At 64.7% G+C, this 24,327-nt stretch carries 21 protein-coding genes and 2 pseudogenes; 13 read left to right on the plus strand and 10 right to left on the minus strand.

The genetic code is table 11. The annotated features are described in order from the left end of the window. Nucleotides 1-85: 85 nt before the first annotated feature. On the minus strand, nt 86-847 hold the full coding sequence (locus ASC89_RS24385; RefSeq protein ID WP_056002869.1) for an HpcH/HpaI aldolase/citrate lyase family protein: 762 nt from the start codon (nt 845-847) through the stop codon (nt 86-88). Between the two features lie 152 nt (nt 848-999). On the opposite strand from ASC89_RS24385, the gene ASC89_RS24390 reads away from it, so the two are divergent. The 8 genes from ASC89_RS24390 to ASC89_RS24425 all read left to right on the plus strand — a co-directional run bounded on the left by ASC89_RS24390 (nt 1,000) and on the right by ASC89_RS24425 (nt 10,573). Next, nucleotides 1,000-3,402: a thiamine pyrophosphate-dependent enzyme gene (locus tag ASC89_RS24390; protein ID WP_055885569.1), complete on the plus strand. Its 2,403-nt coding sequence runs from the start codon at nt 1,000-1,002 to the stop codon at nt 3,400-3,402. A 31-nt stretch (nt 3,403-3,433) separates the two neighbouring features. Then, nucleotides 3,434-4,447 carry a C-terminal binding protein gene (locus ASC89_RS24395; protein WP_055885572.1) on the plus strand — a complete coding sequence of 338 codons (1,014 nt, stop codon included), beginning with the start codon at nt 3,434-3,436 and terminating at the stop codon, nt 4,445-4,447. Further along, a complete protein-coding gene (locus tag ASC89_RS24400) occupies nt 4,447-5,133 on the plus strand; it encodes an E3 binding domain-containing protein (RefSeq protein WP_055885574.1) in 687 nt (228 codons plus the stop codon). Before ASC89_RS24395 ends, ASC89_RS24400 begins: the two co-directional genes overlap by 1 nt. 254 nt (nt 5,134-5,387) lie before the next feature. Beyond that, on the plus strand, nt 5,388-6,158 hold the full coding sequence (locus ASC89_RS24405) for a GntR family transcriptional regulator (protein ID WP_055885577.1): 771 nt from the start codon (nt 5,388-5,390) through the stop codon (nt 6,156-6,158). A 288-nt stretch (nt 6,159-6,446) separates the two neighbouring features. Beyond that, nucleotides 6,447-7,769 carry an ABC transporter substrate-binding protein gene (locus ASC89_RS24410; protein ID WP_055885580.1) on the plus strand — a complete coding sequence of 441 codons (1,323 nt, stop codon included), beginning with the start codon at nt 6,447-6,449 and terminating at the stop codon, nt 7,767-7,769. Between the two features lie 107 nt (nt 7,770-7,876). Continuing rightward, a complete protein-coding gene (locus ASC89_RS24415) occupies nt 7,877-8,818 on the plus strand; it encodes a carbohydrate ABC transporter permease (RefSeq protein WP_162247990.1) in 942 nt (313 codons plus the stop codon). Between the two features lies 1 nt (nt 8,819). Next, a complete protein-coding gene (locus ASC89_RS24420; RefSeq protein ID WP_055885589.1) occupies nt 8,820-9,680 on the plus strand; it encodes a carbohydrate ABC transporter permease in 861 nt (286 codons plus the stop codon). An 8-nt stretch (nt 9,681-9,688) separates the two neighbouring features. Beyond that, entirely contained in the window at nt 9,689-10,573 is an 885-nt protein-coding gene (locus ASC89_RS24425) for an SMP-30/gluconolactonase/LRE family protein (protein ID WP_056002876.1), read from the plus strand. Between the two features lie 180 nt (nt 10,574-10,753). On the opposite strand, the gene ASC89_RS24430 is transcribed toward ASC89_RS24425, so the two are convergent. The 3 genes from ASC89_RS24430 to ASC89_RS24440 all read right to left on the minus strand — a co-directional run bounded on the left by ASC89_RS24430 (nt 10,754) and on the right by ASC89_RS24440 (nt 12,990). Continuing rightward, on the minus strand, nt 10,754-11,443 hold the full coding sequence (locus ASC89_RS24430) for an amino acid ABC transporter permease (RefSeq protein ID WP_055885597.1): 690 nt from the start codon (nt 11,441-11,443) through the stop codon (nt 10,754-10,756). Nucleotide 11,444: 1 nt separating this feature from the next. Then, nucleotides 11,445-12,110, minus strand: a complete 666-nt coding sequence (locus ASC89_RS24435; RefSeq protein WP_056002879.1) for an amino acid ABC transporter permease — start codon at nt 12,108-12,110, stop codon at nt 11,445-11,447. Between the two features lie 79 nt (nt 12,111-12,189). Beyond that, on the minus strand, nt 12,190-12,990 hold the full coding sequence (locus ASC89_RS24440; protein ID WP_056002881.1) for a transporter substrate-binding domain-containing protein: 801 nt from the start codon (nt 12,988-12,990) through the stop codon (nt 12,190-12,192). A 342-nt stretch (nt 12,991-13,332) separates the two neighbouring features. On the opposite strand from ASC89_RS24440, the gene ASC89_RS24445 reads away from it, so the two are divergent. Beyond that, nucleotides 13,333-13,659 carry an NIPSNAP family protein gene (locus tag ASC89_RS24445; protein ID WP_056002884.1) on the plus strand — a complete coding sequence of 109 codons (327 nt, stop codon included), beginning with the start codon at nt 13,333-13,335 and terminating at the stop codon, nt 13,657-13,659. Between the two features lie 99 nt (nt 13,660-13,758). Here ASC89_RS24445 and ASC89_RS29030 read toward each other — a convergent pair. From ASC89_RS29030 to ASC89_RS24465, 5 genes and pseudogenes are all read right to left on the minus strand, one after another. Continuing rightward, nucleotides 13,759-14,280, minus strand: a pseudogene (locus tag ASC89_RS29030) (alpha-glucosidase/alpha-galactosidase); the annotation flags it as partial. A 1-nt stretch (nt 14,281) separates the two neighbouring features. Next, nucleotides 14,282-15,175, minus strand: a pseudogene (locus ASC89_RS29035) (alpha-glucosidase/alpha-galactosidase); the annotation flags it as partial. 64 nt (nt 15,176-15,239) lie between these two features. Beyond that, nucleotides 15,240-16,115 carry a carbohydrate ABC transporter permease gene (locus tag ASC89_RS24455; protein WP_056002887.1) on the minus strand — a complete coding sequence of 292 codons (876 nt, stop codon included), beginning with the start codon at nt 16,113-16,115 and terminating at the stop codon, nt 15,240-15,242. After that, the gene (locus ASC89_RS24460) at nt 16,112-16,999 is read right to left on the minus strand and encodes a carbohydrate ABC transporter permease (protein WP_056002890.1); all 888 of its coding nucleotides are present in this window, start codon (nt 16,997-16,999) and stop codon (nt 16,112-16,114) included. The genes ASC89_RS24455 and ASC89_RS24460 overlap by 4 nt, the downstream gene beginning before the upstream one ends. A gap of 89 nt (nt 17,000-17,088) precedes the next feature. Beyond that, nucleotides 17,089-18,342: a sugar ABC transporter substrate-binding protein gene (locus ASC89_RS24465; protein WP_056002893.1), complete on the minus strand. Its 1,254-nt coding sequence runs from the start codon at nt 18,340-18,342 to the stop codon at nt 17,089-17,091. A 175-nt stretch (nt 18,343-18,517) separates the two neighbouring features. Here ASC89_RS24465 and ASC89_RS28625 point away from each other — a divergent pair, with 175 nt between their 5' ends. The 3 genes from ASC89_RS28625 to ASC89_RS24480 all read left to right on the plus strand — a co-directional run bounded on the left by ASC89_RS28625 (nt 18,518) and on the right by ASC89_RS24480 (nt 21,549). Further along, nucleotides 18,518-19,441 (plus strand): helix-turn-helix domain-containing protein, encoded by a 924-nt coding sequence (locus ASC89_RS28625; RefSeq protein WP_056002896.1) that lies wholly within the window; start codon nt 18,518-18,520, stop codon nt 19,439-19,441. A gap of 103 nt (nt 19,442-19,544) precedes the next feature. Beyond that, nucleotides 19,545-20,681 carry an alpha-D-ribose 1-methylphosphonate 5-triphosphate diphosphatase gene (locus ASC89_RS24475; RefSeq protein ID WP_056002899.1) on the plus strand — a complete coding sequence of 379 codons (1,137 nt, stop codon included), beginning with the start codon at nt 19,545-19,547 and terminating at the stop codon, nt 20,679-20,681. 67 nt (nt 20,682-20,748) lie between these two features. Further along, complete coding sequence (locus ASC89_RS24480; protein WP_056002902.1) at nt 20,749-21,549, plus strand: alpha/beta fold hydrolase; 801 nt, start codon at nt 20,749-20,751, stop codon at nt 21,547-21,549. 76 nt (nt 21,550-21,625) lie between these two features. Here the strand turns inward: ASC89_RS24480 and ASC89_RS24485 are convergent, their stop codons facing one another. Continuing rightward, complete coding sequence (locus ASC89_RS24485) at nt 21,626-22,669, minus strand: LacI family transcriptional regulator (RefSeq protein WP_056002905.1); 1,044 nt, start codon at nt 22,667-22,669, stop codon at nt 21,626-21,628. A gap of 282 nt (nt 22,670-22,951) precedes the next feature. Between ASC89_RS24485 and ASC89_RS24490 the strand changes: the two genes are divergently transcribed. Next, nucleotides 22,952-24,265, plus strand: a complete 1,314-nt coding sequence (locus tag ASC89_RS24490) for an extracellular solute-binding protein (protein WP_082533570.1) — start codon at nt 22,952-22,954, stop codon at nt 24,263-24,265. Nucleotides 24,266-24,327 lie beyond the last annotated feature (62 nt).

Here is a 24,327-nt window from a genome sequence, read left to right on the forward strand (position 1 = left end):
GACGACTGATAGTTCAGCGGACTCGATCGGCCTCCCTCCCCCTTGTGGGGAGGGAATGAGGGTGGGGGTGCCCCACGCGCCGAACTCAGGGTTGGCGCAACTCCCCCACCGCCGCCTTCAACCCCCTGAGCACCAGTGCGGTATCGACCCCTGCCCCCACCAGCGGCACGCCGCGAGCGATCCAGCGGCGGGCGGCTTCGGCGGTGCCGGCGAAGATGCCGGTGGTGACGCCGGCGGCTTTGCAGGCGTCGATCACCTGCTCGATCGTCGCGACCACCTTGGGGTGGCCCATTTCGCCCGGCACGCCGAGGGCGTGCGACAGGTCGAGGGGGCCGAGAAAGATGCCATCGAGGGTGGGGAGCTGCAGGATCTCCGGCAATGCGGCGACGCCGCCGGCGCCTTCGACCATCAGCAGTACGGCGACATCGCGGTTGGCCTCAGTGAACCACTCGGCGCGGCCGGAATAGTCGGCGCCGCGGACGAAGGAGTTGGCGCCGCGATTGCCATCGGGGGCGAAGCGGGCAGCGCGCACGGCGCGCTCGGCTTCGGTGAGCGAGCCGATCTGCGGCACGATCACCCCGGCAGCGCCGGCATCGAGCGCAGCACCGATTTCGGTCGGTTCGCTGCTGCGCACCCGCACCAGCGGATAGATGCCGCGCGCCATGGCAGCGAGGATCAGCGGACCGAGCGCTTCGCTGCCATGCGCGCCGTGTTCGAGATCGAGGATGATGCCGTCATAACCGGCGAGCGCCACCAGTTCGACCAGCTCCACCGACGGGATGATCGAGAACGGCGCCAGCAGCGGCGCCGCGGTTTTGAGGCGCGCACGAAGCGGCAATAACGGCATGACAAACCTCCCTCATTCGCCCCTTTCCTAGCCCGCGCGGCCGGCCGAGGCGACAGGAACTTTCCGCCTAGACATTATGCTATTATAATCTATGCTCGATTGTGAGGATGCGAACAGTACCCGGAATCGGGACGACGCAGGGAGGCTCAGCGGTGGCGATTTCGGCGATGCGCAAAGGCGCACAGCAGACTGGCGCGGGCAATCTGCCCGACAAGCAGGTGCTGATGGGCCTGTTCGAGCAGATGGTGCTGCTGCGCAAGTTCGAGAGCGTCGCGCAGGTGGCCTGCCGCAAAGGCGAAACCCCGGGGTTCCTGCATCTCTATATCGGCCAGGAAGCGACCGGCGTCGGCGTCTGCGCGCATCTGCGCCGGTCCGACTGGGTCACCTCTACACATCGCGGACACGGGCACGCGCTGGCCAAGGGCGCCGACCCCAGGCGGGTGATGGCGGAGCTGTTCGGCAAGGCCGATGGCATCTGCGGCGGCCGCGGCGGCACCATGCATCTCTACGATCGCTCGGTCGGGCTGTTCGGTACCAACGGCATTGTCGGGGCCGGCATCGGCCACGCCGTCGGCATCGGCATGAGCGCCCGGGCGCAGGGCCGCGACGATATCGGCGTGGCGTTTTTCGGCGACGGCGCGGCCAACCATGGGGCGTTCCACGAGGGGCTGAACTTCGCGGCGGTCAACCACGCGCCGGCGATCTTTGTGTGCGAGAACAACCTCTACGCCACAGCGACGCCGCTCAAATCCATCACCCTCAACCCCGAGATCGCTACGAAGGCCGACAGCTACGGCATGCCGGGCGTCGCGGTGGACGGGAACGACGTCTTCGCGGTGTGGCTGGCGATGCAGGAAGCCACCGAGCGCGCGCGCTCCGGCAAGGGGCCGACGCTGATCGAGGCCAAGACCTATCGCACCGTCGGGCACCATGAAGGCGACCCGGTGATCGGCACCTACCGCACGCAGGAAGAGGTCGACGCCTGGATCAAGCGCGATCCGATCGACATGTTCCGCAAGCGCCTGGTCGAGGATTACGGCATTGCCGATGCCGACGATCTTGCCGATATCGAAAGCCATATCGACAAGGTGGTGCAGGAGGCGCTGGAGTTCGCGCGCAACTCGCCGGAGCCCGATCCGGCGACAGTGCGGCGGCATGTCTATGCCAACCCGATCAACCCGCCCGAAGCGCTCAAGGCACGGCCGGCCGGCGAGACGCGGGTGCAGGGCTGGCTCGAAGCGGTGCGCGACGGCATTGCCGAGGAAATGCGGGCCAACTCGGCCATTCTCTATTTCGGCGAAGGCACCGGCGAGCGCGGCGGCAGCTTCGCCCATACCAAGAACCTCTGGCACGAGTTCGGGGCCGAGCGGCTGGTCGATACGCCGATCTCCGAGCAGGGCTTCACCGCTGCGGCAGTCGGCGCTTCGGCGACCGGCACCCGCACCGTGTCGGACCTGATGTTCGCCGACTTCGCCTTCGAAACCACCGGGCAGATTTTCCTCCAGGCGGCCAAACTCCGCTACATGAGCAATGGCGAAATGAGCGCCCCGATGGTGGTGCGCGCCGGCGCCGGAGCACTGCGCAGCTCCGGCCCGCATCACTCGGGCATGTACCATCCGCTGTTCGCCCATATGCCGGGCCTGATCGTCTGCGTGCCGTCCAACCCGGCCGACGCCAAGGGCTTGATGAAGACGGCGCTGCGCGGCGGCGATCCGGTGATCATGCTGGAGCCCAAGGCGCTGTTTGCCTCGAAGGGCCCGGTGCCGGTGGGCGAGGATCACTATGTGCCGTTCGGCTCGGCCCGTATCGCCCGCTCCGGCACGGACATCACCATCGTCGCGGCCGGCCAGATGGTGGCGCGGGCGCTGGAGGCAGCCGACCTCCTCGCGGCGCAGGGCACCGACGTGGAAGTGGTCGACCTTCGCACCATCATGCCGCTTGACGTGAACACCATTGTCGAGAGCGTCAAGAAGACCCACCGCCTGCTGGTGGTGGACGAGGCGTGGGCGATGTGCGGCATGGGCGGCGAGATCGCCCAGACGATCAACGAGCTGGCTTATGACGAGCTCGACGGCCCGGTTGGGCGACTGCACACCGCGCCGGTATCGCACCCGTTTGCGCCCGTACTGGAGCGCGCCATGCTGGTCGACGCCGCCAAAATCATGGACGGGGTGCGCAACATCATCGCCGGCAAGGCGCCGGTGCCGGACCATTGGCACACCACCGGCATCGTCGCCGAGGCGGCAACTGCGGCTCCAACCCCGGCCCCGGCCGCAGCACCGGCGCCCGCCGCGGCTCCGGCCCCCGCGGCCAAATCCGACGACGAGCCGATCAACATGCCGTTCGGCGACCTCACAGTGTCCGAGGGCACGCTGGTCAAATGGCTGAAGGCGGTCGGCGATGCTGTGAAGGAAGGCGACGTGGTCGCCGAGATCGAAACCGACAAGGCGGTGGTGGAGATCGAAGCGCCGGCTTCGGGTACACTGAGCGCCATCGACCAGCCGGTCGGTGCGGTCGTGCCGATGGGCGGCCGCATCGGCGGCATTCGGAAATAATCAGCGACTGCCGAGGGCAGCGGAGGAAGCGATGAAGATTCTGTGCGTCAACTGGCAGGCTGCCGACGATGCCGAGCTGGAACGCCAGCACTACCCGGATGTCGAGTTCATTCTCGCCCGCTCGACGGCAGATGTCGCGGCGGTGCTCGACCCCGAGGTAGCCAAGACCGTCGATGCGGTGATCAACCATTCGCCGACGCTGAACGTACCGCTGCCGCCGACGGCGTTCCCCAATGCCAAGATCGCGGTGCGCTCTGGCGTCGGCTTCGACAATATCGACACGGCCGGCTGGGGCGCCCGCAACATTCCGGCCTGCAACGTGCCCGATTATGGCACCACCGAGGTGGCCGACCACGCCATCGCGCTGATGCTGGCGCTGACCCGCGGCACCTATAGCTACCCGGCCGAGATCGCCGTCGACGGGCTCGAGGGCTGGCATTTCTCCAAGGCGCCGCTGATCCGGCGGCACAAGAACGCGACGTTCGGCGTCATCGGGCTCGGCCGCATCGGGCTTGCCGCGGCACGGCGCGCCGCCGCTTTTGACATGAAGGTGGTGTTCTACGATCCGCATCTGTTGTCGGGCGTCGACCTCTCGACCGGCTATGAGCGGGTGCATTCGCTCAACGAACTGATGGCCAGGGCCGACGTGGTGTCGGTGCATGCGCCGCTCAGCACCGAAACGCGTGGGCTGCTCGGGACCGAGGCGTTTGCCGCGGCCAAACCCGGGCTGATCGTCATCAATACGGCGCGCGGCCCGATCATCGACGTCACGGCACTGGAAGCCGCGATGCGCCAGGGGACCGTGGTGGGCGCCGGGCTCGACGTGCTGCCGAATGAGCCGGGGGATCTCGACCACCCGCTGATCAAGGCCTGGCGCGCCAATGAGCCGTGGATCAAGGACCGGTTGATCGTCACGCCGCACGCGGCGTTCTACAGCCCGGCCTCGATGATCGACCTGCGGCTCAAATCGATCGAAGTGATCCACGCCTACCTGACCGAGGGCCGGCTCACCAACTGCGTCAACCGCGAATACCTGAAGCGCTGATGGCCGCCACCGCACTCCAGCCCCGCCGCGCCGCCTCACCCTATGCCCGCCGGCTGGCGCGGGAGCGCGGCCTCACGCTGGAGGTGCTGACGGGCAGCGGACCGAATGGCCGGATCGTCGCTGCGGATGTTGCGGCCTACACCGCCCGCCCCCTTGCCCCGGTGGCAGCCAGCGGTCCGCAGGCGTCGGCGCTCGGCACGACGATCCAGCTGGCAACGCTCTTGCAGTTGCTGGCCGGTTTCGCCGACGCCGATACGCCGTTCACACTCGAGGACGTAGTGCTGCGGGCGGCCGGATGTGCGCTGGACGATGTGCCGGAGAGCCATAGTCTCGCCGGAGCGCCGGTGGCGCTGGAACAGCAGGTCGGGCAACTGGTGTTCGCCGATATCCGCGGGGGTTCGCTCGGGCCGTTGCGGGCGCGACGGCTTGCGGCGGTCGAGGCCGGTGGCGACCAGTCGGAGGAGCCGGCGGCGCTGTCGCTGAAGCTGCTGGCGGCCTCCGATATCCGCCCGGTGGTGATGCCGCTGAAGCCCGGGCGCAACATGCGGCTGGTGCTGGCGGCGGGTCCGGCGGCGGGGGAATGCCTGTTGTCGTTCGACGCGGCCGCAGTCAGCGAGGATGCGGCGACGGAGTTCCTGACGCGGTTCAAGGCGTATCTGGAGTTGCCGCTGCGGTTGTTGGCTTAGCGAGTTCGGTGGATAGGTACCAAACCATCCCCACCCACCGCGTGTCATCCCAGCGAAAGCTGGGACCCAACTCGAAGGCGGCGCAGGTGGATGGATGGGTCCCAGCTTTCGCTGGGATGACACCGAGTTTTGGGTAAGCGCCGGGTGTCACCTCAGCTGCCCCCCACATAGACGGGGACGACGTGAACGCGCCGGTTCGCTGCAACGAGTTCGTGCTATTATCATAGCCACACCTATGGGGCATGGCTGAGTACATGGACGACCTGAACGCGACGATTGATCTGTTGCCGAAGCGCGCGCTGGCGCGGGCCCAGGGGCCGCTGTACCGGCAGCTCGCGGATATCCTGCGCGAGCCGATCACTTCGGGCGCCTTTCCGGTCGGCGGCGAGTTACCCAAGGAAGCCATGATCGCCGAGCGGTTCGGGGTCAGCCTGATCACGGTGCGCCAGGCACTGCGCGACCTCGAGGCCGACGGGCTGATCAAGAAGCGGTCGGCGAAACCCGCGGTGGTCACCTCGGCCGCACCGCCGGTGACGCTGAGCTGGACGTTCAAGAACTTCGCCGACATGGCGGCCTTCACCAAGGACGCGTCGCTGAAGATCAAATCGTACAAGAAGGAAAGCTCGCCACTGTTGCAACGGCATTTCGGGCTCAGCAAGGATGAGCAGGGTTATTGCCTGCGCTCGATCCTTGGCGTCGGCAAGCAGAAGAAGGCGCAGATCACCACCTACTTCCCGCCCGATATCGGCTCGCAGTTGAAGAAGGAAGATTTCAACGACGTGCTGATCTTCCGCGCGGTGCAGCGCCGGCTCAACATCCGCATGGCGGTGGCGCATTGCACCATTCGCGCCGAGATCGCTGACGCGGTGGTCGCGGCGGACCTGGGGGTGGCGGAGGGCTCGGCGATCCTCGCGGTGGAGATGATGTACCAGTCGTCGGACCAGCGGAACGTCGAGTTCTCGATCGCCCGGCATCCGGCCGAGATGTTCTCGATCACTTACGACGCGCCGAACGACCTCGCCTGACCGGCCGTCGAAAAGTCTGATGCGCCAGCCAGCATCGGCATGGACAGCATTATAGAATTATAATAGCATCATAGCTGTTGGATGAGTTGTTTCCGCTCGTCCGGCCGGAGCGCGACAGTTGAGGAGCTGCCGCGTCACGAGGGGAAGCCTGAACACATCGTTTCTGTCGCTGGTGGCCATCGCCGCCGGTGAACGGATAGTGATGCTTGATACCGGTATCAACGTGGTCGGACCTGGCGCAGAGATGGCGAATGACCGTCGCGCCGGGCTCCATGAGGAGGAACAAACATGAACAAGCCAGGCAACGGCCTGTTGCTCCCGCGCTCGATGAGCATGGGGCGCCGTGACTTCCTGAAGCGGACCGCAGCGGCAGGGTTCGCTGCGGCCCTGGCGACGCCAGCGCTCGCCCAGAATGCGAAGATCAAGATCCCGCTGGTATCGTGGATGTGGAACGAACCGGGCCGCGGCGACGCCTGGCGGGCGATCCTCGCGAAGTTTCACGCCGAACAGAGCGATGTCTTCATCGAGGAAGCCGGCGCGCCGTTCAACGAATTCACCAACAACATGCTGATCCAGTCCCAGTCCGGGAAGATCAACGGCGCCCTGTTCCACACCACCCCCGACCTGGTGGTGCGTCTGCTGCGCGGCGGACACCTGGAGCCCTTGCAGGATATCGTCGACAAGCTCGGCATCGGCGACAAGCTGAGCGCTGCACATGACCACCTGCGCATCGATGGCAAGGTGCACGGGCTCGACATCGTCACGGTGAAGTTCGGCCTGCTCTACAACTCGGCCATGTTCGAGAAGGCCGGACTCGGGGCGCCAGCCTCGGTCGAGGAATGGGTGGAGACATCGACCGCGCTGACCAAGTCGCCGGACCAGTTTGGCATTTACTCGCCCCACCTGATGAGCGAGCCAGGCGACTTCTGGTTCATCCTGCAGCAATGGGCGGTGATGTTCGACGGCGTCTGGGCAGATGGGCGGAAGCCGCTGGTCAACACGGCTCCGGTGATCGAGGGGCTGAAGCTCTTCAAGACCATGTACGACAAGGCGATGCCGAAGGGCACCGACACGGCAACCGCCAACCAGATGTACGCCAATGGCCGCATCGGGCAGCAGTTGATCGTCTCGGCCGCGGTCAACATCTGGTCGAGCTCCGGGCCGGACATCTATCCGTCGTTGCGCAGCGTGGTGCCGCCCGGCCCCAGCGGCAAGGCGATCACCCGCATCCATCCGATCTGCGTCAACGCCAACGCCTCGGACGACGAGAAGGCCGCCGCCAAGGGCTTTGTCGAGTGGCTGTACAAGCCCGAGAACTATCAGGAACTGATGGAACGGTGCCTCGATGTGGTGCCGCCCTATCCGGAGGCGATCCGCCAGGAATACCTCGACAAGCAGTTCTGGGCCGAGGGCTACCTCGCGGGCAAGGCGATCACGCCGCTCGAGATCATGGGCGACTACATCTTCTTCAACCAGGAGTTCGGCAACGTCGTCATGGACAAGTTCTCCGAAGTGCTGGTCGCGGACCGGCCGGTCGAGGACGCCATGGCCGATGCCCAGCAGGAGCTGGAGAAGGCATCCGAGCGGCTGTTCGAAGGCTTCACCCTGTAACGGCTGAACCGAGCGTGTCGGGGGCGTTCCACGGGAGCGCCCCCGACGGTGTCTGGGGCGAGAGGCTGCACGCGCCCCTTATGTCGACCTCCGGGAATATCGAGCGCATGTTTCAATCAGCGACTGCAGAGGCGGTGGAAGAACGCGCGAGGCAACGGCGTGGGTGGAATCGACACCACTCCCTGCCCTACACACTGGTCTTCCTGATCGTCGCCTATCTCGGCGTCTTCATCCTGTTCCCGATCGCCCAGCAGTTCCTGACCAGCTTTTCCAACAACGTGGTCGGCGTCGACAAGGTCACCTGGGTGGGCCTGCGCAACTACGAACGCCTGTTCGAGGACGAAGACTTCTGGTTCGCCGTCCAGGTCACCTTCACCTACATGGCCTTCGTGGTCGTTGGAGCGGTGTCGCTGGGGCTGCTCGCCGCTTTGTTGCTGAACCGCAAGTTCCGCGGCCGCAACCTGGCGCGGAGCGCCATCGCGGTCCCCTGGGCCTTCCCGGAAATCTCGGCCGTTCTGGTCTTCCTGTGGATGTGCAATCCGACCTTCGGGGTGATGAACGTCTTCGCCCGGCTCATTCCCGGCATCGAAAACAACCTGAACTGGCTGTCCGACCCCAAGCTGGCGATGCCGTTGGTTATTGCGCTGTCGATCTGGAAGGCGTTTCCGTTCACCTTCCTGGTGATCCTCGCGGCGCTGCAGGCCATCCCGCGCGAGACCTACGAAGCAGCAGAGGTCGACGGCGCCAACCCGTTGCAGGTGCTCCGCCACATCACCATCCCCGAGATCACCCCGACCCTGCTGCTGATGGCAGTGCTGATGTCGATCTTCTCGTTCAAGCAGTTCACGCTGATCTGGCTGACCACCGGCGGCGGCCCGTATGGCGGCATTACCGAAACGCTGGTGCTGCGCATCTACCAGACGGCCTTCCGGTTCTTCGACCTGGCCTATGGCGCCACCCTGGGAGTCTCGGGCTTCGTCATCGTTCTCGGGCTCACCCTGCTGTTCGTCTATGCCCAGCAGCGGCAAGACCGTGCGAGGAGGCGCTGAGATGGCGGCATCCTCGACTGCTGCGGTCCACAAGCTGCGCCGGCTTGGTAAGGGGGTGGCGTTCTACGCCCTCATCCTCGGCTTCTGCGCCGCAGTGCTGTTCCCGGTCTACTGGATGATCGTCAATTCGATCCAGCCGCTGAGCCACGGCATGCAGTTTCCGCCGCCACTGATTCCCAAGGAGATCAGCTTCCTGCCCTTCATCACGCTGTTCGAGAACTTCCCGGTGGCGCGCTGGCTGGTGAACTCGCTGCTCCTGGCGGGGATGACAACGCTGATTGTCCTGGCGCTGGCGGTGCTGGGCTCGTTTGCCATGACTTTCCTCAGGTGGCGCGGCAAGGCGGCCTTCGGCTTGCTGCTGCTGATGACCCAGATGCTGCCCGAGGCGCTGGTGGTCATTCCGGTTTACGCGATGTATCGGAACCTCGGTCTCTCCGACAGCCTGCCTGCCCTGTCGCTGGTGGACGCGGCGTTCATCCTGCCGATCTGCATCTGGATCCTGAAGAACTCCTTCGACTCGATCGCCGAGGAAATCTATGAAGCCGCACTGATCGACGGCTGCTCGCCGCTCGGGGCGCTGGTCCGGACGCTCTTGCCCTTGTCCGCGCCAGGGCTGGTGGCGATCAGCGTGGTGTCGTTCTTCTATGCCTGGAACGAATACCTGTTCGCGGTCACGCTGGTCACCTCACCCGATATCCGGCCGGTGGCCGTGGGCCTCGCCTCACTCAAGGTGATGCTCGATACACCGATCGACCGCGTGCTGGCGGCGGCGCTGTTCTTTTCCATCTTCCCGGTCATCTTCTACCTGCTGATCCAGCGCTACATCGTCGCCGGGCTCAGCGCCGGGGCAGTCAAAGGGTAACCATTTACATGACCTGGGACATCACCTGCGTCGTCGACGCCAAGGCCGAACTCGGCGAAGGCACCATCTGGGACCCAAAAGCGAGGGTGCTGTGGTGGATCGACATCTGGAGCAAGCTGATCCACCGCTACGATCCGAAAACCGGCAAGGACGACACCTGGGAAGCGCCGGAATATCTTGGCTGCATCGGGCTCAGGCAGAAAGGCGGGCTCGTCGTCACCATGGTGTCGGGCTTCTATTTCTTCGACCCCAAGAGCGGAGCGTTCGAAGCGATCATCGATCCCGAGGCGCACCTCGCCGATACCCGCTTCAACGATGGCAAGCCGGATCGGCAGGGACGCTTCTGGTCGGGCTCGATGTTCGAGGCGCCGGGCAAGCCCGTGCAGTTCATCGGATCGCTGTACCGGATGGACAAGGATCTCTCGGTGCACCGGATGATCGAAGGGGTGGGCTGCTGCAACGGGCTGGCGTGGAGCCCCGACAGCAAGACCATGTATTTCTCCGACAGCCACACGACGATCGTCCGAGCCTATGATTTCGATCCGGTCACCGGCGACATCGAGAACCAGCGCACCTTCATCGACCTCAACGGCAGCGGCGGCATCGCCGACGGCGCCACGGTCGACGCCGATGGTTGCTACTGGGTGACCATCCCGGTGACCAGCAAGGTCAACCAGTACGACCCGCAGGGCAAACTGATGCAGTCGATCGTGTTGCCGACGGACCTCCCCACCTGTTGTGAGTTCGGCGGCGAGAACCTCGACATTCTCTATGTCACCACCGCGGTGCTGAAGCGGCCGGCCGAGCATTTCGTCGGCCAGAGCAACCCGGGCGGGCTGTTCGCCATCGATGTGGGGACCAAGGGGTTGGCGCTGCCGGCGTTCGGGGGGTGAGACCCATCCTTGGAAGGGGGAGCTGCCCGGGGTCTTGGCAGTGCGCTTCCGCCACCACCGGGTGTCATCCCAGCGAAAGCTGGGACCCAACTCGCAGCTGGCGCAAGCGGTGAAATGGGTCCCTGCTTTCGCAGGGATGACATCGAGTACGTGGGCACGGACTTTGCTCCCGCAAACGCCTCAACTCGCCAGCAACAGCGGCTTCTTCGTTTTCACCTGCAGCCCCTGCCCGACTTTGCGCTCGAGGTAGCCGGCATAGAGCGACAGCGGCCAGCACAGCATGAAGTAGATCAGCGACACCGTGCCGAACACCAGCACCGGCTGGAAGGTGACGGTGTTCACCTGTGTTGCGGCGCGGGCCAGTTCGGTGAGGCCGATCAGCGAGGCGACAGAGGTGGTCTTCACGATCTGCACCATGAAGCCGACGGTGGGCGGCAGCATCAGCCGTATTGCCTGCGGCAGGATCACCAGCCGGAGCGTCGGCAGGAAACGGAAGCCGAGGGCGGTCGAGGCTTCCCACTGCCCCTTGGGCACCGCATCGATCGACCCGCGAAAAATCTCGCCGAAAAAGGCGCCGCCATTGAGCGAGAAGGTGATGGCGGCGGCCGCCCAGGGGTCGGGCCGGAAGCCGAGCAGCGACGAGCCGTAATAGGCCATGAACAGCTGGATGAGGATGGGCGTGCCCATGAAGAACTGGATGTAACCGGCCGCCAGCCAGCGCAGCGGCGGCAACGGCGCGACACGGAACGCCGCGACGACAAGGCCGATTACCCCGCCTCCGGCGAAGGCGATGAGCGCCAGGAGGATGGTCCAGCGCGTCGCCATGATCAGGAACATCAGTTCGTTAGGGCCGAAATCGCGGAGGCTCATCTCAGCTCTTCCAGCGGAACAAGAGGCGCCCGAGGCCGGCAAAGATCAGGCTCGCCGCCTGCACCAGGACGAAATAGATCACCGCGATGACGATATAGACCTCGAAGCTGCGGAAGGTCTCCATCACCAGGTTGTTGGCGATGGCGGTGAGCTCCTCGGCGGCTATGGCGCCGACGATCGAGGTGCCCATCAGTTGCAGGATGAACTGCGCCGAGAGCGCTGGGTAGACGGCGCGCACCGCCGGCACCAGGACGACATGGCGGATGATGCGATAGCTGCTGAGGCCCAGCGACTTGGCCGCCTCGATCTGGCCTGATGGCACCGACTGCACGCCGGCACGGAGGATCTCGGTGGCGTAGGCGCCGAGGTGAATGGAGAGCGCCAGGATCGCCGCGGTGCCGCTCGAAAATTTCAGCCCGATCAGCGGCAGCGTGAAGAAGACGAAATAGAGCTGGATCAACAACGGCGTATTGCGGATCAACTCGACATAGGCAGCGATCGGCCAGGACACCCAGCGCGGCCCGAAGCTGCGGCCGATGGCGCCAAGCGTGCCGATAATGGTGCCGCAGAGGATCGACAGCACGGCGAGCTGGACGGTTTGCCCGACGCCGGCGAGCAGCCGGTCGAGATGGATGAGGACCGGTCCGAATTGCAGGGCCGTTTGCATGCGCGTCCTGTCGAGAACGGTGGAGGAGGCGGAGCCTGTTCGTTCAGGACTCCACCTCCAGACAAAAGTTCGGGCGCGATCAGAAGACCGGCAGATCGGGCAGCGGTTGGTTGCGGTACTTCATCGACAGGTCAGCGAGCACGCCATCGGATTTGAGCGTGAACAGCCAGGTGTTGAGCCACTGGCGCAGGTTGTCGTTGCCCTTGGCGACGCCGATGCCGAAGTAAAAGGTCTTGAGCTTGTACTTCTGCTCGAAGTCGTCGCCGTTCTGCGCCTTCTTCAGGTAGATCTCGCCATAGTCGCCGCCACCCATGGCGTCGATCTGACCGGAAACCATGGCTTGCAGCAGCGAGGCATAATCGTCAAAGCGCAGGATCTCGATGCCCGGATTGGCCTCGGCCGCGGCGGTCAGGATGCCGTCCTCGGCGGTGCCGCGGGTGAGGCCGACCTTTTTGCCGACGAGATCGGCATGGCTCGAAATCGCCGTGCTCTTGGGGGCGATCACCACTGCCGACTGGCCGGCATAGGGGATCGAGTAGTCGATCTGGATGGCGCGGGCCGGGGTGATCGAGAAGATCGAGACCACCGCATCGACCTGCTTGGTGAGCAGCGCCGGGATACGGCCCGGCGAGGTGACGGTGACGAACTCGACCGGCACGCCCAGCGCCTCGCCCATCTTGTTGGCGACCTCGATGTCGAAGCCAGTCGGCTTCAGTTCGGCATCGAGAAAGCCGTAGGGTGGCGTGGTGGTGTCGACGGCAATGATCAGTTTGCCGCGCGAAATGATCTCATCGACGGTCTGCGCCGAAGCGGCGGCCGGCAGCATGGCGCAGAGCCCCAGTGCCAGCCCGGCCACAACCCGTTTCAATCGATTTGGCATATGTTCCCTCCCAGATGCCGAAAATGCGCCAAGTCATCCCCCGTCGTCCGGTGGCGCAGGGCCGCCGACGGCGTCGTTTTGGCGCGAGATCGAACCGGAAAAGTCTGCAACTTTTCCTGATCTCGCTCGAGTCACGTGTCCCGACGATCGATATCGAGCCCTCTGCTCCGCCCCTCAGCGAAGCATCCTCCGACGGACTTGGTCCGTTTCTTATAATGGTATGCTATTATAATCTTTTATAGCCGTCTATGCCGCTGATGGCTGTGCCGGAGGGTTTGTCAATCGCACCCGCATCAGGCTAATTGCGGCGGGCGCGAGAAACAGGCGCCGAGGGACAAGAGCATGATTTACGAGTTGCGCATCTATACCTGCCTGCCCGGCAAGCTGCCCGACCTGCAGCGCCGGTTCGAAGACCACACGCTTGGTATCTGGAAGCGGCACGGCATTGAGCAGGCCGGGTTCTGGACCACGGTGATCGGCAACTCGATCAACGACCTCACCTATATGGTGCGCTGGAACTCGATGGCAGAACGCGAGACCAAATGGGCGGCATTCCTCGCCGACCCGGACTGGCAGGCGGCACGCAAGGCGTCAGAGGCGAACGGACCGCTGCTGGCCAATGTGTCGAGCCAGTTCCTGACGCCGACGAGCTATTCGAGCGTGAAGTAGTAGACTGCGAGGCCGGTGGGAGCTGCCCCCCACCCTTGATCCCTCCCCGCAAGGGGGAGGAATCAAGGGTGGGGGTCAGCTCGCACCGGCCCTGCGAGTTCACCGATAAGCCGGCAGCCAGTTGCCGTGCGCTTCGATCAGCCGGTCGACCAGGCTCCAGATCTCGTCGAGCGACAGCTCGGCCGCGGTGTGCGGGTCGAGCATGGCGGCGTGGTAGATGTGCTCGCGCTTGCCGGTCACGGCCGCCGCGACGGTCTGGCGCTGCACGTTGATCGAGAGCTGCATGATCGAGGCCAGGTGATCGGGGATGCGGCCGATACGGGTGGGCTGGATGCCATTGCGGTCGACATGGCAGGGCACTTCCACCACCGCGTCATCGGGCAGGTTCTCGATCAGCCCGCGATTGGGGACATTGCCGTAGATCAGCCCGGGCTCGCCGGTGGTGAGTGAGCGGATGATGCCGGCGGCATACTCGTTGGATTGCTCGACCTCGAGCGGTGCATCGCCCTCGAGGTCGCGGCGCAGCTGGTGCCAGTCGGCGATCTGCTCTTCGCAGCGGTAGAGATATTCGCGGATGCGCAGGTTGTACTGGTCCAGCAGGTCCGGCCGGCCGCGCTTCAGNCAGCTGGTGCCAGTCGGCGATCTGCTCTTCGCAGCGGTAGAGATATTCGCGGATGCGCAGGTTGTACTGGTCCAGCAGGTCCGGCCGGCCGCGCTTCAGAAACCACGAGTTGTATTCGGAGAAGTGGACGCTCGACTCGGTAACGAAGTGGCCGACCCGCTTCAGCAGGTCGAAACGCACTCGGTCGTCGTCGGGGATCGGGCCGTGCTGGGCGATAGCCTTGAGGCGCGGATAGAGATCCTCGAAGGCGCCATCGGGCCGCACCTTGCCGAACTTCAGGTAGAAGGCGACGTGGTTGATGCCGGCGCAGAGATAGCTGAGGTCGGCGGGGTTCTCGCCCAGGAGCTCCGCCAGCTGGTGCGAGGTTTCCTGTACCGAGTGACAGAGGCCGACGGTTTTGATGTGCGGGAACTGCTGCTTGATGGCCCAGCAGTTGATGGCCATCGGGTTGACGTACTGCAGGAGCGTCGCGTCCGGGCACACCTCCTCCATGTCGCGGCAGATGTCGAACAGCACCGGAATGGTGCGGAGGCCGCGGAAGATGCCGCCAATGCCGAGCGTATCGCCGATGGTCTGGTTGAGCCCAAAGCTGTCGGGCACTTCGAAATCGGTGACGGTCGCCGGCTTGTAGCCGCCCACCTGCATCATCAGGATGACGAAATCGGCATCCTGCAACGCGGCGCGCCGGTCCATCGTGGCCTCCACCTTGAGGTTGGTGAGCCCCAGGGTCTGGCCGATGCGGTTGGCGACGACATAGGATGTGGAGAGCCGGGTTTCGTCGATATCGAACAGACTGATGGTGGCGTTCTGCAGCGCTGGATTAGAGAGCACGTCACCGAGGATCGACTGGGCGAAGACGGTGCTGCCGGCGCCGATGAGACAGATTTTGAGCATGAGTTTTTCCTTCATCGCGAAGCGATGTTGAGGGGGTGGCTGGTTGGAGGCTGCGGGTCAGGGGTTACTTGATGCCGGTCGCGGCGAACCCCTGGATGAACTGCTTCTGGGCGAAGAAGAACGCCACGATGATCGGGGCGATCGAGATGATCACGGCGGCCATCATCAGCGCCCATTGCGCGCGATAGAGCCGCTGGAACAGCGCCAGCCCGACCGGCAGTGTGGTCTTTTCAAGATCGGACGGTAGGTAGATCAGGGCGCTGAACAGGTCGTTCCACGAACTCATGAAGGCGAAGATGGCGAGGGCGGCGAGCGCGGGCTTCGCCAACGGCAGGTAGATCGAGAAGTAGATGCGGAAAAGGCTCGCTCCATCGAGCCGGGCCGCTTCGAGCAGCTCGAGCGGGATGGTGCGGAAATACTGGCGCAGCAGGAACACGCCGAAGGCGCCGCCGAGGAAGCTCGGCAGATAGAGCGGCACGTCGGTGCCGTAGAGACCGAAGGTTTTGAAGATGATGAACTGTGGGATCACCGTCATCTGGTAGGGAACCATCAGCGTTGCCAGCAGCACGAGGAAGAGCAAGTCCCGGCCTTTGAAGCGGACGATGGCGAAGACGAAGGCGCCCATCGAGCAGGTGACCACCTGGCCGATAGTCGAGAGCGCCGCAATGCGGAACGAGTTCCAGACGAGGTGCTGGAACTCCATCAGCTCCCAGGCCTTGCCGAAATTCTCGAAGGTGATCTGGCGCGGGATCAGGTCGCGGGTGAACTGGTCGGCCGCCGGCTTCAGCGCCGTCGACACCATCCAGACGAACGGCGCGACCATCAGCACGCCGCCGGCGAGCAGCACGAGATAGAACCAGAGGTTCTCGCGCAGGTGTTTGGCGAGGAAGGCCGTGGTCGGCAGTTCGGTGGCCGGGGCAGAGGCGGTGACGACGCTCATCCCTGCCCCCAGCGCTTGTTGAGCCGCGAATAGATCAGGGTCAGGCTCAAGACGATCACCGCCAGCACCACCGACTGGGCCGAGGCATTGCCCATGCGGAAGTAGTTGAAGCCCTCGCGGTAGATGTTGAACACCAACATAGGCAGGCTCGAGCCGCCATTGCCGGTCTGGGTGAGGATGTATACGTAATCGAAGGCCTGGAAGGCGTGGATGGTGCACAGCACGGCCTGAAAGAAGATCGAGGGCAGCAGCATCGGTATGGTGACGGCGAGGAACTGCTGGAAGCGGCTGGCGCCATCGATGGTCGCGGCTTCGTAGACATCGCGCGGAATGGCCTGCAGGCCACCGAGGAAGATGATCATCCCCTCGCCGATGGCGCCCCAGACATTGACGATCACCACCGAATAGAGCGCCATGTCGGAGCCGAGCCAATGCACCGGATCGCCGCCGAAAGTGGTGATGATGGCGTTGAGGACGCCCTTGTCCTTGGAGTAGATCCAGGTCCAGACGAGGCCCACCGCAGTGGGCGAAGTGACCACCGGGATGAAGTAGATCAGCCGGAACAGGCTGACGCCGCGGATGCGCTGGTTGAGCAGCACCGCCACCACCAGCGAGATCGAGAGCGTCGCCGGCACATAAATGGCGGAGAACAAAGCTGTATTGCCCAGCGCCTTGAGGAAATTGCGGTTCTCGGGCAACGCCAGATAGTTGTCGAAGCCGACCCATTTGGCCGGGCTCAAGAGGTCCCATTGGAACAGGCTGATGCCGATGGTGGCGGCGATCGAGCCGAAGGCGCCGAGCGCCAGCCCCAGCAAGGTCGGCAGCAGCAGCACGATCACCCAAAAGCGCTCGGCGCCGCGCGGCGATACTCCGATCTGCGACATCTGTGCTGCCCTCGCGCCTGCTGGCTTAAGTCTGAGACTAACCCGGGCGGCCGGCAAGCCGGTGGAGGTCGCCCGGGTCCCCTGGCGGGTTACTGGTTGTTGGCGAGCGCCGCGTCGGCGTTGGGCACGATCTCGGCGAGTGCGTCGTCGATGCTCATCTCGCCGGTCCAGACCAGCGCCAGCGTGTCGCCGACGGCGGCCGACCATTCCTCGTAGCCGCGGAAGCTCGGCTTGGTGTGGGCGTAGGCCAGCGCATCAAGGAATACCTTGTGGGTGCCGCGCGCCTTCTGCTCGAGGAACACCGGGCTGTTGGCCACCTTGTCGATAACAGGGATGGCGAAGCCGAGTTCGGTGAGCTTCGACTGCCCCTTCTCGCTGATGACGAACTGCACGAATTTCCAGGCCGCATCCGGATTGGGCGTCGTGGCGCTGACGACGATGCCGGCGCTGTTGACCAGAGTGGCGCGACCGGCCGGGCCCTTGGGGAACGGCGCCACATCCCACTCGAAGGCGAGCTCGGAATAGGCCGGCACCACCCAGTGGCCGGAGAAGGTCATCGCTGCGACGCCGGCAAGAAAGCCATCGCTGCCATAGCTTTCGAGGTCTTCCTGGCTCATCACCGAGCCATCGTTCAGACGGAAATCGGCGAGGAACTTCCAGGCATCGGTCGCCGGCGCGTCGCCGAGCGTGGTCTTTTTGAAATCCGCACTGATCGGTGCGCCGCCATAGCTGTAGAGCACCGGGCCCCACATCGGCTCCATGTCCCAGAGCTCAGTGCCAAGCCCCCACTGGTCGGTCTGGCCGTCGCCATCCTTGTCGATGGTCAGTTTCTTCGCGGCGGCGCGGAGGTCGTCGAGGGTCCAGCTGTCATCGGGATAGGCCACGCCGGCAGCGTCGAACATCGCCTTGTTGTAGAACAGCACGATGGTCTGGAAGTCGCGCGGCAGCCCGAAGGTGCCGGCGCTCAACCGGTAGGCGGCGAGCGGGCCGGGGTAGACGCCATTGAGCGTCTCAGGGGCGGCCGCGAGATAGGGCGAGAGATCGAGCAGGCTGCCGCGCGACTGCCAATCGGGGTAAAGCGGCGCATCCATGGCGAAGACATCGGGCGGGTTGCCGCCCACTGTGGTCACCCGCAGCTTGTCCCAGTAGCTGTCCCAGTCCGAAACCTCGACCTTCACCTTGATATCGGGGTTGGCAGCCTCGAATTCGGCGACGATCGCTTCCCAGACGGCGATCTCCGGCGGATCGCCCCACATCATATAAGTGAGGTTGGTCTCGGCGAAGCTCGCCGTTGCCGACAGTGCCAGCGCGGTGAATGCGGTGGCCGAAAGCAATGCCTTCATAGGTGCAACCCTCCATCTGATCCCTGTTGCCGGAGAGCGCTTTCCCTCTCGCCATCCGACCGTGGAACCCACTGTCTGGCAAAGCGGGCGCGTAATCTTCCGGAATTTCGGTGTTATTCTTCCGGAAAAGTAGCGACTATGAGGGTTGTCGTTGCCGGCATCAGGAAGGGACGCCATGCCAAACGCACTGCGCACCACTCCCAGCGACGTGCCGATGTCCGACAATAACGAAGAGATCCTGCGGCACGAGTTCTGCGTCGAGACGCATCTCGCCGACGCCATGCCCGAGAGCCACTGGCACGACCATATCGAGCTCAACTACCTGTGGTCGGGGCAGCTCACCTACCTGATCAACGGACGCCGGCTGGTGCTGAATGCCGGAGAGCTGGCGATCTTCTGGGCGGCGACGCCGCACCAGGTGGTGGCGGTGGAAGAGCAGCAGCGGTTCAGTTGCGCCTATATGCCGTTATCGTTCTTCCTCAGCCTGCCGCTCGAGCCCGGCTTCCGCCAGGCCATCCTCGATGGCGAGGTGTTCTACAGCCACGAGCATGACGAGGGCGACCGGCACATGTTCGCGCGCTGGACGCGCGAGTGGCAGGACGCCGACACAGCGCAACGGCACATCCTCGAGGAGGAGGTGCGGCTGAGGGTACGGCGCCTCTCCTGGTCGCAATCGATCGCCCGGGCGGGAGGACGCGCGCCGGCCCCAGCGATGTCGCCCTCGGGCCACCGGGCGGTGGCAATGGCGGAGCGGATGACCCGCTTTATCCATGATCATCTCGATACGCCGGTGAGCGTCCGCGACGTGGTGGCGGCATCGGGGCTGCATGCCACCAATGCCGGGGCGGCGTTCCAGAAGGTGCTGGGCATATCGATCGGCGAGTATATCCGCCGGCATCGGCTGCAGCACGCGATGCGGCTCTTGGTCGATACCGACATGGAGATCGCCGAAGTGGCGTTCGAGTGCGGCTACACCTCGCTGGCCCGACTCTATGATGCGTTCCAGAAACGGCTGGGGAAGACGCCCCGGCATTACCGGCTGGAATTCCATGAGGGGCGCAGTGCTGCGAAACGGGAAACGGCACGGCTCGTTCTTTGACGTCAATTCGTCATGGACATGTCATATCACGCCTCGGTTTTCGCCCTCCCCGGGCGCGGTGAGTCTCCCGCCCGCGCCGCCCGCCACATCGGAATCAACGCCCGTGAACACCACCATCAGGAATGCCCGCCTCGTCTTGCCGGACGCAGTGATCGAGGGAGAGCTCGGCATCGCCGATGGCCAGATCAGTGCAGTGGGCGAGGCGAGCGGCGGCGCCGAGATCGATCTCGAAGGCGACCTGCTGCTGCCTGGGCTGATCGACCTCCACACCGACAATATGGAGCACCACTTCCAGCCGCGGCCGGGGGTGCGCTGGCCCTCTACCCTGTCGGCGGTCCTGGCGCATGACTGGCAGATGCTGGGCGGCGGTGTCACCACGGTGCTCGATGCCCTGTCGCTGGGCGATTATGACAGCGGCGGGGCGCGTACGGCGATGCTCGATGCGGCGATCACCGGGCTGACCGAAGCGCGCGACGCCGGGCTGGTGAAAGCCAACCACTACCTGCATTTCCGCTGCGAGCTGTCGGATCCGGCACTGCTGGGGATCGTCGAGCGCCATATCGACAATCCGGCGCTGCGCCTGCTCAGCGTGATGGATCACACGCCGGGGCAACGGCAGTGGCACAATACCCAGCTCTATCGCGAATTCCGGCGCAAGAAGAACTCGCAGGTGTGGACCGACGAGGAGTTCGACGCCTATCTCGCCGACCGCCGCGCCGACCAGACCACCTATGTGGTGCCCGGACGCGCGGCGATCGGCGCGCTGGGCCGGGCGCGCAACCTCCGCATCGCCAGCCATGACGACACTTCCATTGCCGATGTCGAGGAATCCTACGCCGACGGCATCGCGATCAGCGAGTTTCCGACCACGCTGGTGGCGGCGCAGCGGGCGCGTGAACTCAAGATGCAGATCGTCATGGGGGCGCCCAATGTGGTGCTCGGCCGTTCGCACTCAGGCAATGCCAGCGCCACCAGCCTTGCCGATGCCGGGCTGCTCGACCTCCTCACCTCGGACTATGTGCCGGCCAGCCTGCTGCATGCGCCGTTCATTCTCGCCGGGCGCGGCATGCCACTGCATGAGGCGATCGCCAAAGTCACCGCCAACGCCGCCGATGCCATCGGCATGGCCGATCGCGGCCGGCTGGCGCCGGGTCTCAGGGCCGATCTGCTGCGGGTACGGCTGGTCGGCGATCAACCGGTGATCCGCGGCATCTGGGTCGGCGGAAAACAGTTGGCCTGAAATGTCGAACGGACCTTAGCCCGCTCGACCAGTTGCGTTGCCAACCGGAAACGAGCAAGCAGGGACCATGACATTCAGCGACGACGAACTGAAGCATTTCGAGGATGCGGGGGCGGAGCTGCCGCCGGGCGGCATCTCGGCCTATGTCGAAAATGACGGGGCGCAGATCTGGCACGCCAGTTTCGGCGCCGGCCCGGCGGTGATCCTGCTGCATGGCGGGCTTGGACATGCCGGCAACTGGCAGCACCAGGTGCAGCCATTGGTCGATGCCGGCCACCAGGTGGTGGTGGTCGACAGCCGGGGCCACGGCCGCAGTTCACGCGACGATCGCCCCTACAGCTACGAGCTGATGGCGACCGACGTTTTCGCGGTAATGGACGCGCTGGGACTCGAGAAGGCGGCGGTGGTCGGCTGGAGCGATGGCGCCTGCACCGGCCTGATCATGGCCGACAAGGCGCCGGAGCGGGTCAGCGGGCTGTTGTTTTTTGCCTGCAATGTCGATGACAGCGGCACCTACCCGTTCGAAATGACACCGGTGATCGGCCGTTGTTTCAACCGGCACGTGAAGGACTATGGGCGGCTCTCAGCGACGCCCGACGCGTTCCAGCAGTTTGCCGACTCGGTCGGCCTGATGCAGCGGACGCAACCGAACTACACAGCGGCGCAGTTGGAGGGAATTCGGGTACCGGTGACGGTTGCGCAGAGCGAGAACGAGGAGTTCATCCGGCCCGAGCATGCGGCATATCTGGCGCGGACGATTCCGGGGGCCGAGCTGGTGCAGCTGCCTGGGGTGAGCCATTTCGCCCCACTGCAGCGGCCGGAAGTGTTCAACGCGCAAGTGCTGAGGTTTCTGGGTCGTCTTAGATAACGCTCGGAACTCTCAGTCGGCATCCCTCTCCCCCCTCCCCCGCAAGCGGAGAGGGCCGCCGACTGGGCCATTAGTTCTAGCTCCGCCAGTGCGCCACCGGTTCGCTCAGCGTCTGCAGCGACTCCGCCGGTTCGCCGTCGATGCGGCGGAGCAGCAGGCGGGTGAGTTCCAGCCCCGCGGCATAGACGTCTTCCTCGATGGTATCGACGTTGGGGAAGACGGTCGAAAGGATGTCCGAGGTCTGCTTGCAGATGAAGCGGATGTCGCGGCCGAGCAGCACGCCGCCATCCTCGAGGCCGCAGAGCATCGAGATGGCGCGGGTTTCGCTGTCGCAGATGATGCCGTCGGGCCGATCCGGCTTGTCGGCGAGATCGCGGCCGAACTGGCGCATCTCGGCCGAGGCGGGGCGGATGCCGTCCTGCACCACGACGCGCCCGGTGATGCCGCGGCGGGCCACGGTGCGCTCGAAGGTGCGGACGATGTTGTGGTAATTGTTGGTGGTGCCGTCGCCGACCGAAATCAGGATATCGCGCGCTCCGGTATCGGCCAGCCGCTCCACCGCCAGTTCGGCAAACGCCTCGGAATGGAAATCGTGGAAGGCGTGCGGCGTGAAGAACTCGGTGCGGCCGTGGCTGACGAACGGGAAATCGTGATCCATCATCAACTGCACGCGGCGGTCGCGCGCTCCGGTATGGGTGATGATGACGCCGTCGGCGGTGCGGTTCTCGAGGATATAGCGCACCGTTTCGACTGAGCGGCTGCGGTCGAACTCGGGCATCACCGTCAAGTGGTAGCGGGTACCGCCGATGGCATCGCCGATGCCGCGGATCATGTGGCGTGAGAAGTCGATGGCTTCGTCCGAGCCATCGAGCACCAGGGCGATGACGTTGGTCTTGCCGGTCCGCAGGCGCACCCCTGCGCGGTCCGGCACATAGCCGACCTGCGCTGCCGCTTCAGCCACCTTCTGGCGAGTTTCTTCCTTCAACGACGCGCCGCCACGCAGCGACAGCGACACCGTCGACAGGCTCAACCCGGTCAGTTCCGAGATGGTCTTCAGCGTTGCCCGCTTGCCCGACGGCTTGCGGATGCCCCTGCTGGCTTCTGGCCTGAACTTCGTCATCGTCGCTTCTTGGACCCCGCCTCCTCATACACCGGCCACCGGGTGGCGGGAACTGCAGAAAATTGCATCGATGCAAACGATGCAGACGACGAACCAACCGTCTAATCAGCGTCTATCACATTGAATTTGCTATGAAAACTTAACATGACGTACGTCACTCGAAGAATTCTGCACCAATCATTGCAACGTTGCAATAAATGCGCTTAGCTCTGCGCGCACTCAGGAGGTGCCGCGCAGCCCACGCATGAGGGTTGCGACGCCAAACCCTTGGAGGAGGAATTCATGCTTAAACGGACTCTCTTGGCGTCTGCGGCGGCGCTGGCGCTGCTGGCAGCCACTGCCCCCGCGCAGGCGGTGAGCATCATGTACGCCGAGTGGCTGGCCTCTCTGGTCGAGCCCGGTATCGCCAACTACGAAGCCGCGACCGGCGAAAAGGTCGAGGCGATCAAGCTGCCGGGTGCCGCTTACGACCAGCGCACCTCGCTCGATCTGGCTGCGGGCACCGCCGCAGATGTGATCCAGCTCGACTCGTTCATGGTCTCCGAGTTCGCCTCGTCCGGCTATCTCGAGCCCCTGACTGAGCCGGCCAAAGGCTGGGACCAGTACAAGTATTACATGCCTGGCCTGTTGGACGTCGCGTCCTATGACGGCGCGGTCTATGCGCTGCCGACCGACACCGACGTGCGCATGCTGTGGTACGATAAATCCAACTTCGAGAAAGCCGGCATCACCGTGCCATGGGAGCCCAAGAGCTGGGCCGATGTGCTCGACGCTGCACAAAAACTCAAGGACGCGGGCGTGCAGTATCCGTTCCAGCTGCCGGCCGGCATCAAGCAGGGCGAAGGCGCCACCATGCAGGGCTTCTACATGGCGCTGCTCGGCGCCGATGTGCCCGAGGGGGATCGCAACCGCCTGCTCAACCGCGAGACCGGTCAGTGGATCGGTGACAGCCCGGCGATCCGCAAGACGCTCGAACTCTATCGCAAGGTCTACCATGACATCGGCCAGCCTGCCGATCTCAACTACGCAGCCGATCCCGGCGCCGCGGTGCGCGAAGCGCTGGCCAACGACCAGCTCGGCATTCTCGCTTCCGGCTCGTGGGAAGATGCGTGCCTGTGGGATTGCAACGGCGTGAACCTGCCGAGCCGCGAAGAGCGCGACGCGATGGTGGGCTGGACACCGTGGCCGGGCTCGGGCGATCCGGGCAACAAGGCGACCACCAACATCTCGGGCGGCTGGACCATCGCGGTGAACTCCAAGGCCGCCGACAAGGCCAAGGCGTTCCAGCTGCTCACTACCATCTTCGACGTCGGTAACTTCAAGGACTGGACCATCAAGAACCACCGGATGGGCGTCCGCACCGACATCTCGGAGTCGCCCGAGTACATGGCCGATGCCTACCTCGCCAAGGCGACGTCGCTCGCAGCCGACACCACCGGCCGCGACACCATCCCAGGCTACCAGACCGTTTCGGCGCTGGTGCAGACGATGACGACGGAAATCCTCGACGGCGCCAGCGTCGAAGACACCGTGAAGAACTACCACGATGCGCTCGTCGACGAGTTCGGCGCGGAGAAGGTCATCACGTACGAATAAGCGGATCCTCCCGACGCGGCGGCGCCCCCCACTGGGGTGCCGCCGTGACGGTTGATGTCGGC

The organism is Devosia sp. Root413D1, from assembly GCF_001425235.1.
Lineage (GTDB): Bacteria > Pseudomonadota > Alphaproteobacteria > Rhizobiales > Devosiaceae > Devosia_A.

What these genes read in the sequence shown, in the direction of transcription:
- ASC89_RS24445 (WP_056002884.1), top strand. Translation starts at nt 13,333, where the DNA reads ATGATTTACGAGTTGCGCATCTATACCTGCCTGCCCGGCAAGCTGCCC.
- ASC89_RS24395 (WP_055885572.1), top strand. Translation starts at nt 3,434, where the DNA reads ATGAAGATTCTGTGCGTCAACTGGCAGGCTGCCGACGATGCCGAGCTG.
- ASC89_RS24465 (WP_056002893.1), bottom strand. Translation starts at nt 18,342, where the DNA reads ATGAAGGCATTGCTTTCGGCCACCGCATTCACCGCGCTGGCACTGTCG.
- ASC89_RS24415 (WP_162247990.1), top strand. Translation starts at nt 7,877, where the DNA reads ATGTTTCAATCAGCGACTGCAGAGGCGGTGGAAGAACGCGCGAGGCAA.
- ASC89_RS24480 (WP_056002902.1), top strand. Translation starts at nt 20,749, where the DNA reads ATGACATTCAGCGACGACGAACTGAAGCATTTCGAGGATGCGGGGGCG.
- ASC89_RS24440 (WP_056002881.1), bottom strand. Translation starts at nt 12,990, where the DNA reads ATGCCAAATCGATTGAAACGGGTTGTGGCCGGGCTGGCACTGGGGCTC.
- ASC89_RS24410 (WP_055885580.1), top strand. Translation starts at nt 6,447, where the DNA reads ATGAACAAGCCAGGCAACGGCCTGTTGCTCCCGCGCTCGATGAGCATG.
- ASC89_RS28625 (WP_056002896.1), top strand. Translation starts at nt 18,518, where the DNA reads ATGCCAAACGCACTGCGCACCACTCCCAGCGACGTGCCGATGTCCGAC.
- ASC89_RS24490 (WP_082533570.1), top strand. Translation starts at nt 22,952, where the DNA reads ATGCTTAAACGGACTCTCTTGGCGTCTGCGGCGGCGCTGGCGCTGCTG.
- ASC89_RS24400 (WP_055885574.1), top strand. Translation starts at nt 4,447, where the DNA reads ATGGCCGCCACCGCACTCCAGCCCCGCCGCGCCGCCTCACCCTATGCC.
- ASC89_RS24405 (WP_055885577.1), top strand. Translation starts at nt 5,388, where the DNA reads ATGGACGACCTGAACGCGACGATTGATCTGTTGCCGAAGCGCGCGCTG.
- ASC89_RS24385 (WP_056002869.1), bottom strand. Translation starts at nt 847, where the DNA reads ATGCCGTTATTGCCGCTTCGTGCGCGCCTCAAAACCGCGGCGCCGCTG.
- ASC89_RS24455 (WP_056002887.1), bottom strand. Translation starts at nt 16,115, where the DNA reads ATGAGCGTCGTCACCGCCTCTGCCCCGGCCACCGAACTGCCGACCACG.
- ASC89_RS24435 (WP_056002879.1), bottom strand. Translation starts at nt 12,110, where the DNA reads ATGCAAACGGCCCTGCAATTCGGACCGGTCCTCATCCATCTCGACCGG.
- ASC89_RS24425 (WP_056002876.1), top strand. Translation starts at nt 9,689, where the DNA reads ATGACCTGGGACATCACCTGCGTCGTCGACGCCAAGGCCGAACTCGGC.
- ASC89_RS24420 (WP_055885589.1), top strand. Translation starts at nt 8,820, where the DNA reads ATGGCGGCATCCTCGACTGCTGCGGTCCACAAGCTGCGCCGGCTTGGT.
- ASC89_RS24485 (WP_056002905.1), bottom strand. Translation starts at nt 22,669, where the DNA reads ATGACGAAGTTCAGGCCAGAAGCCAGCAGGGGCATCCGCAAGCCGTCG.
- ASC89_RS24430 (WP_055885597.1), bottom strand. Translation starts at nt 11,443, where the DNA reads ATGAGCCTCCGCGATTTCGGCCCTAACGAACTGATGTTCCTGATCATG.
- ASC89_RS24460 (WP_056002890.1), bottom strand. Translation starts at nt 16,999, where the DNA reads ATGTCGCAGATCGGAGTATCGCCGCGCGGCGCCGAGCGCTTTTGGGTG.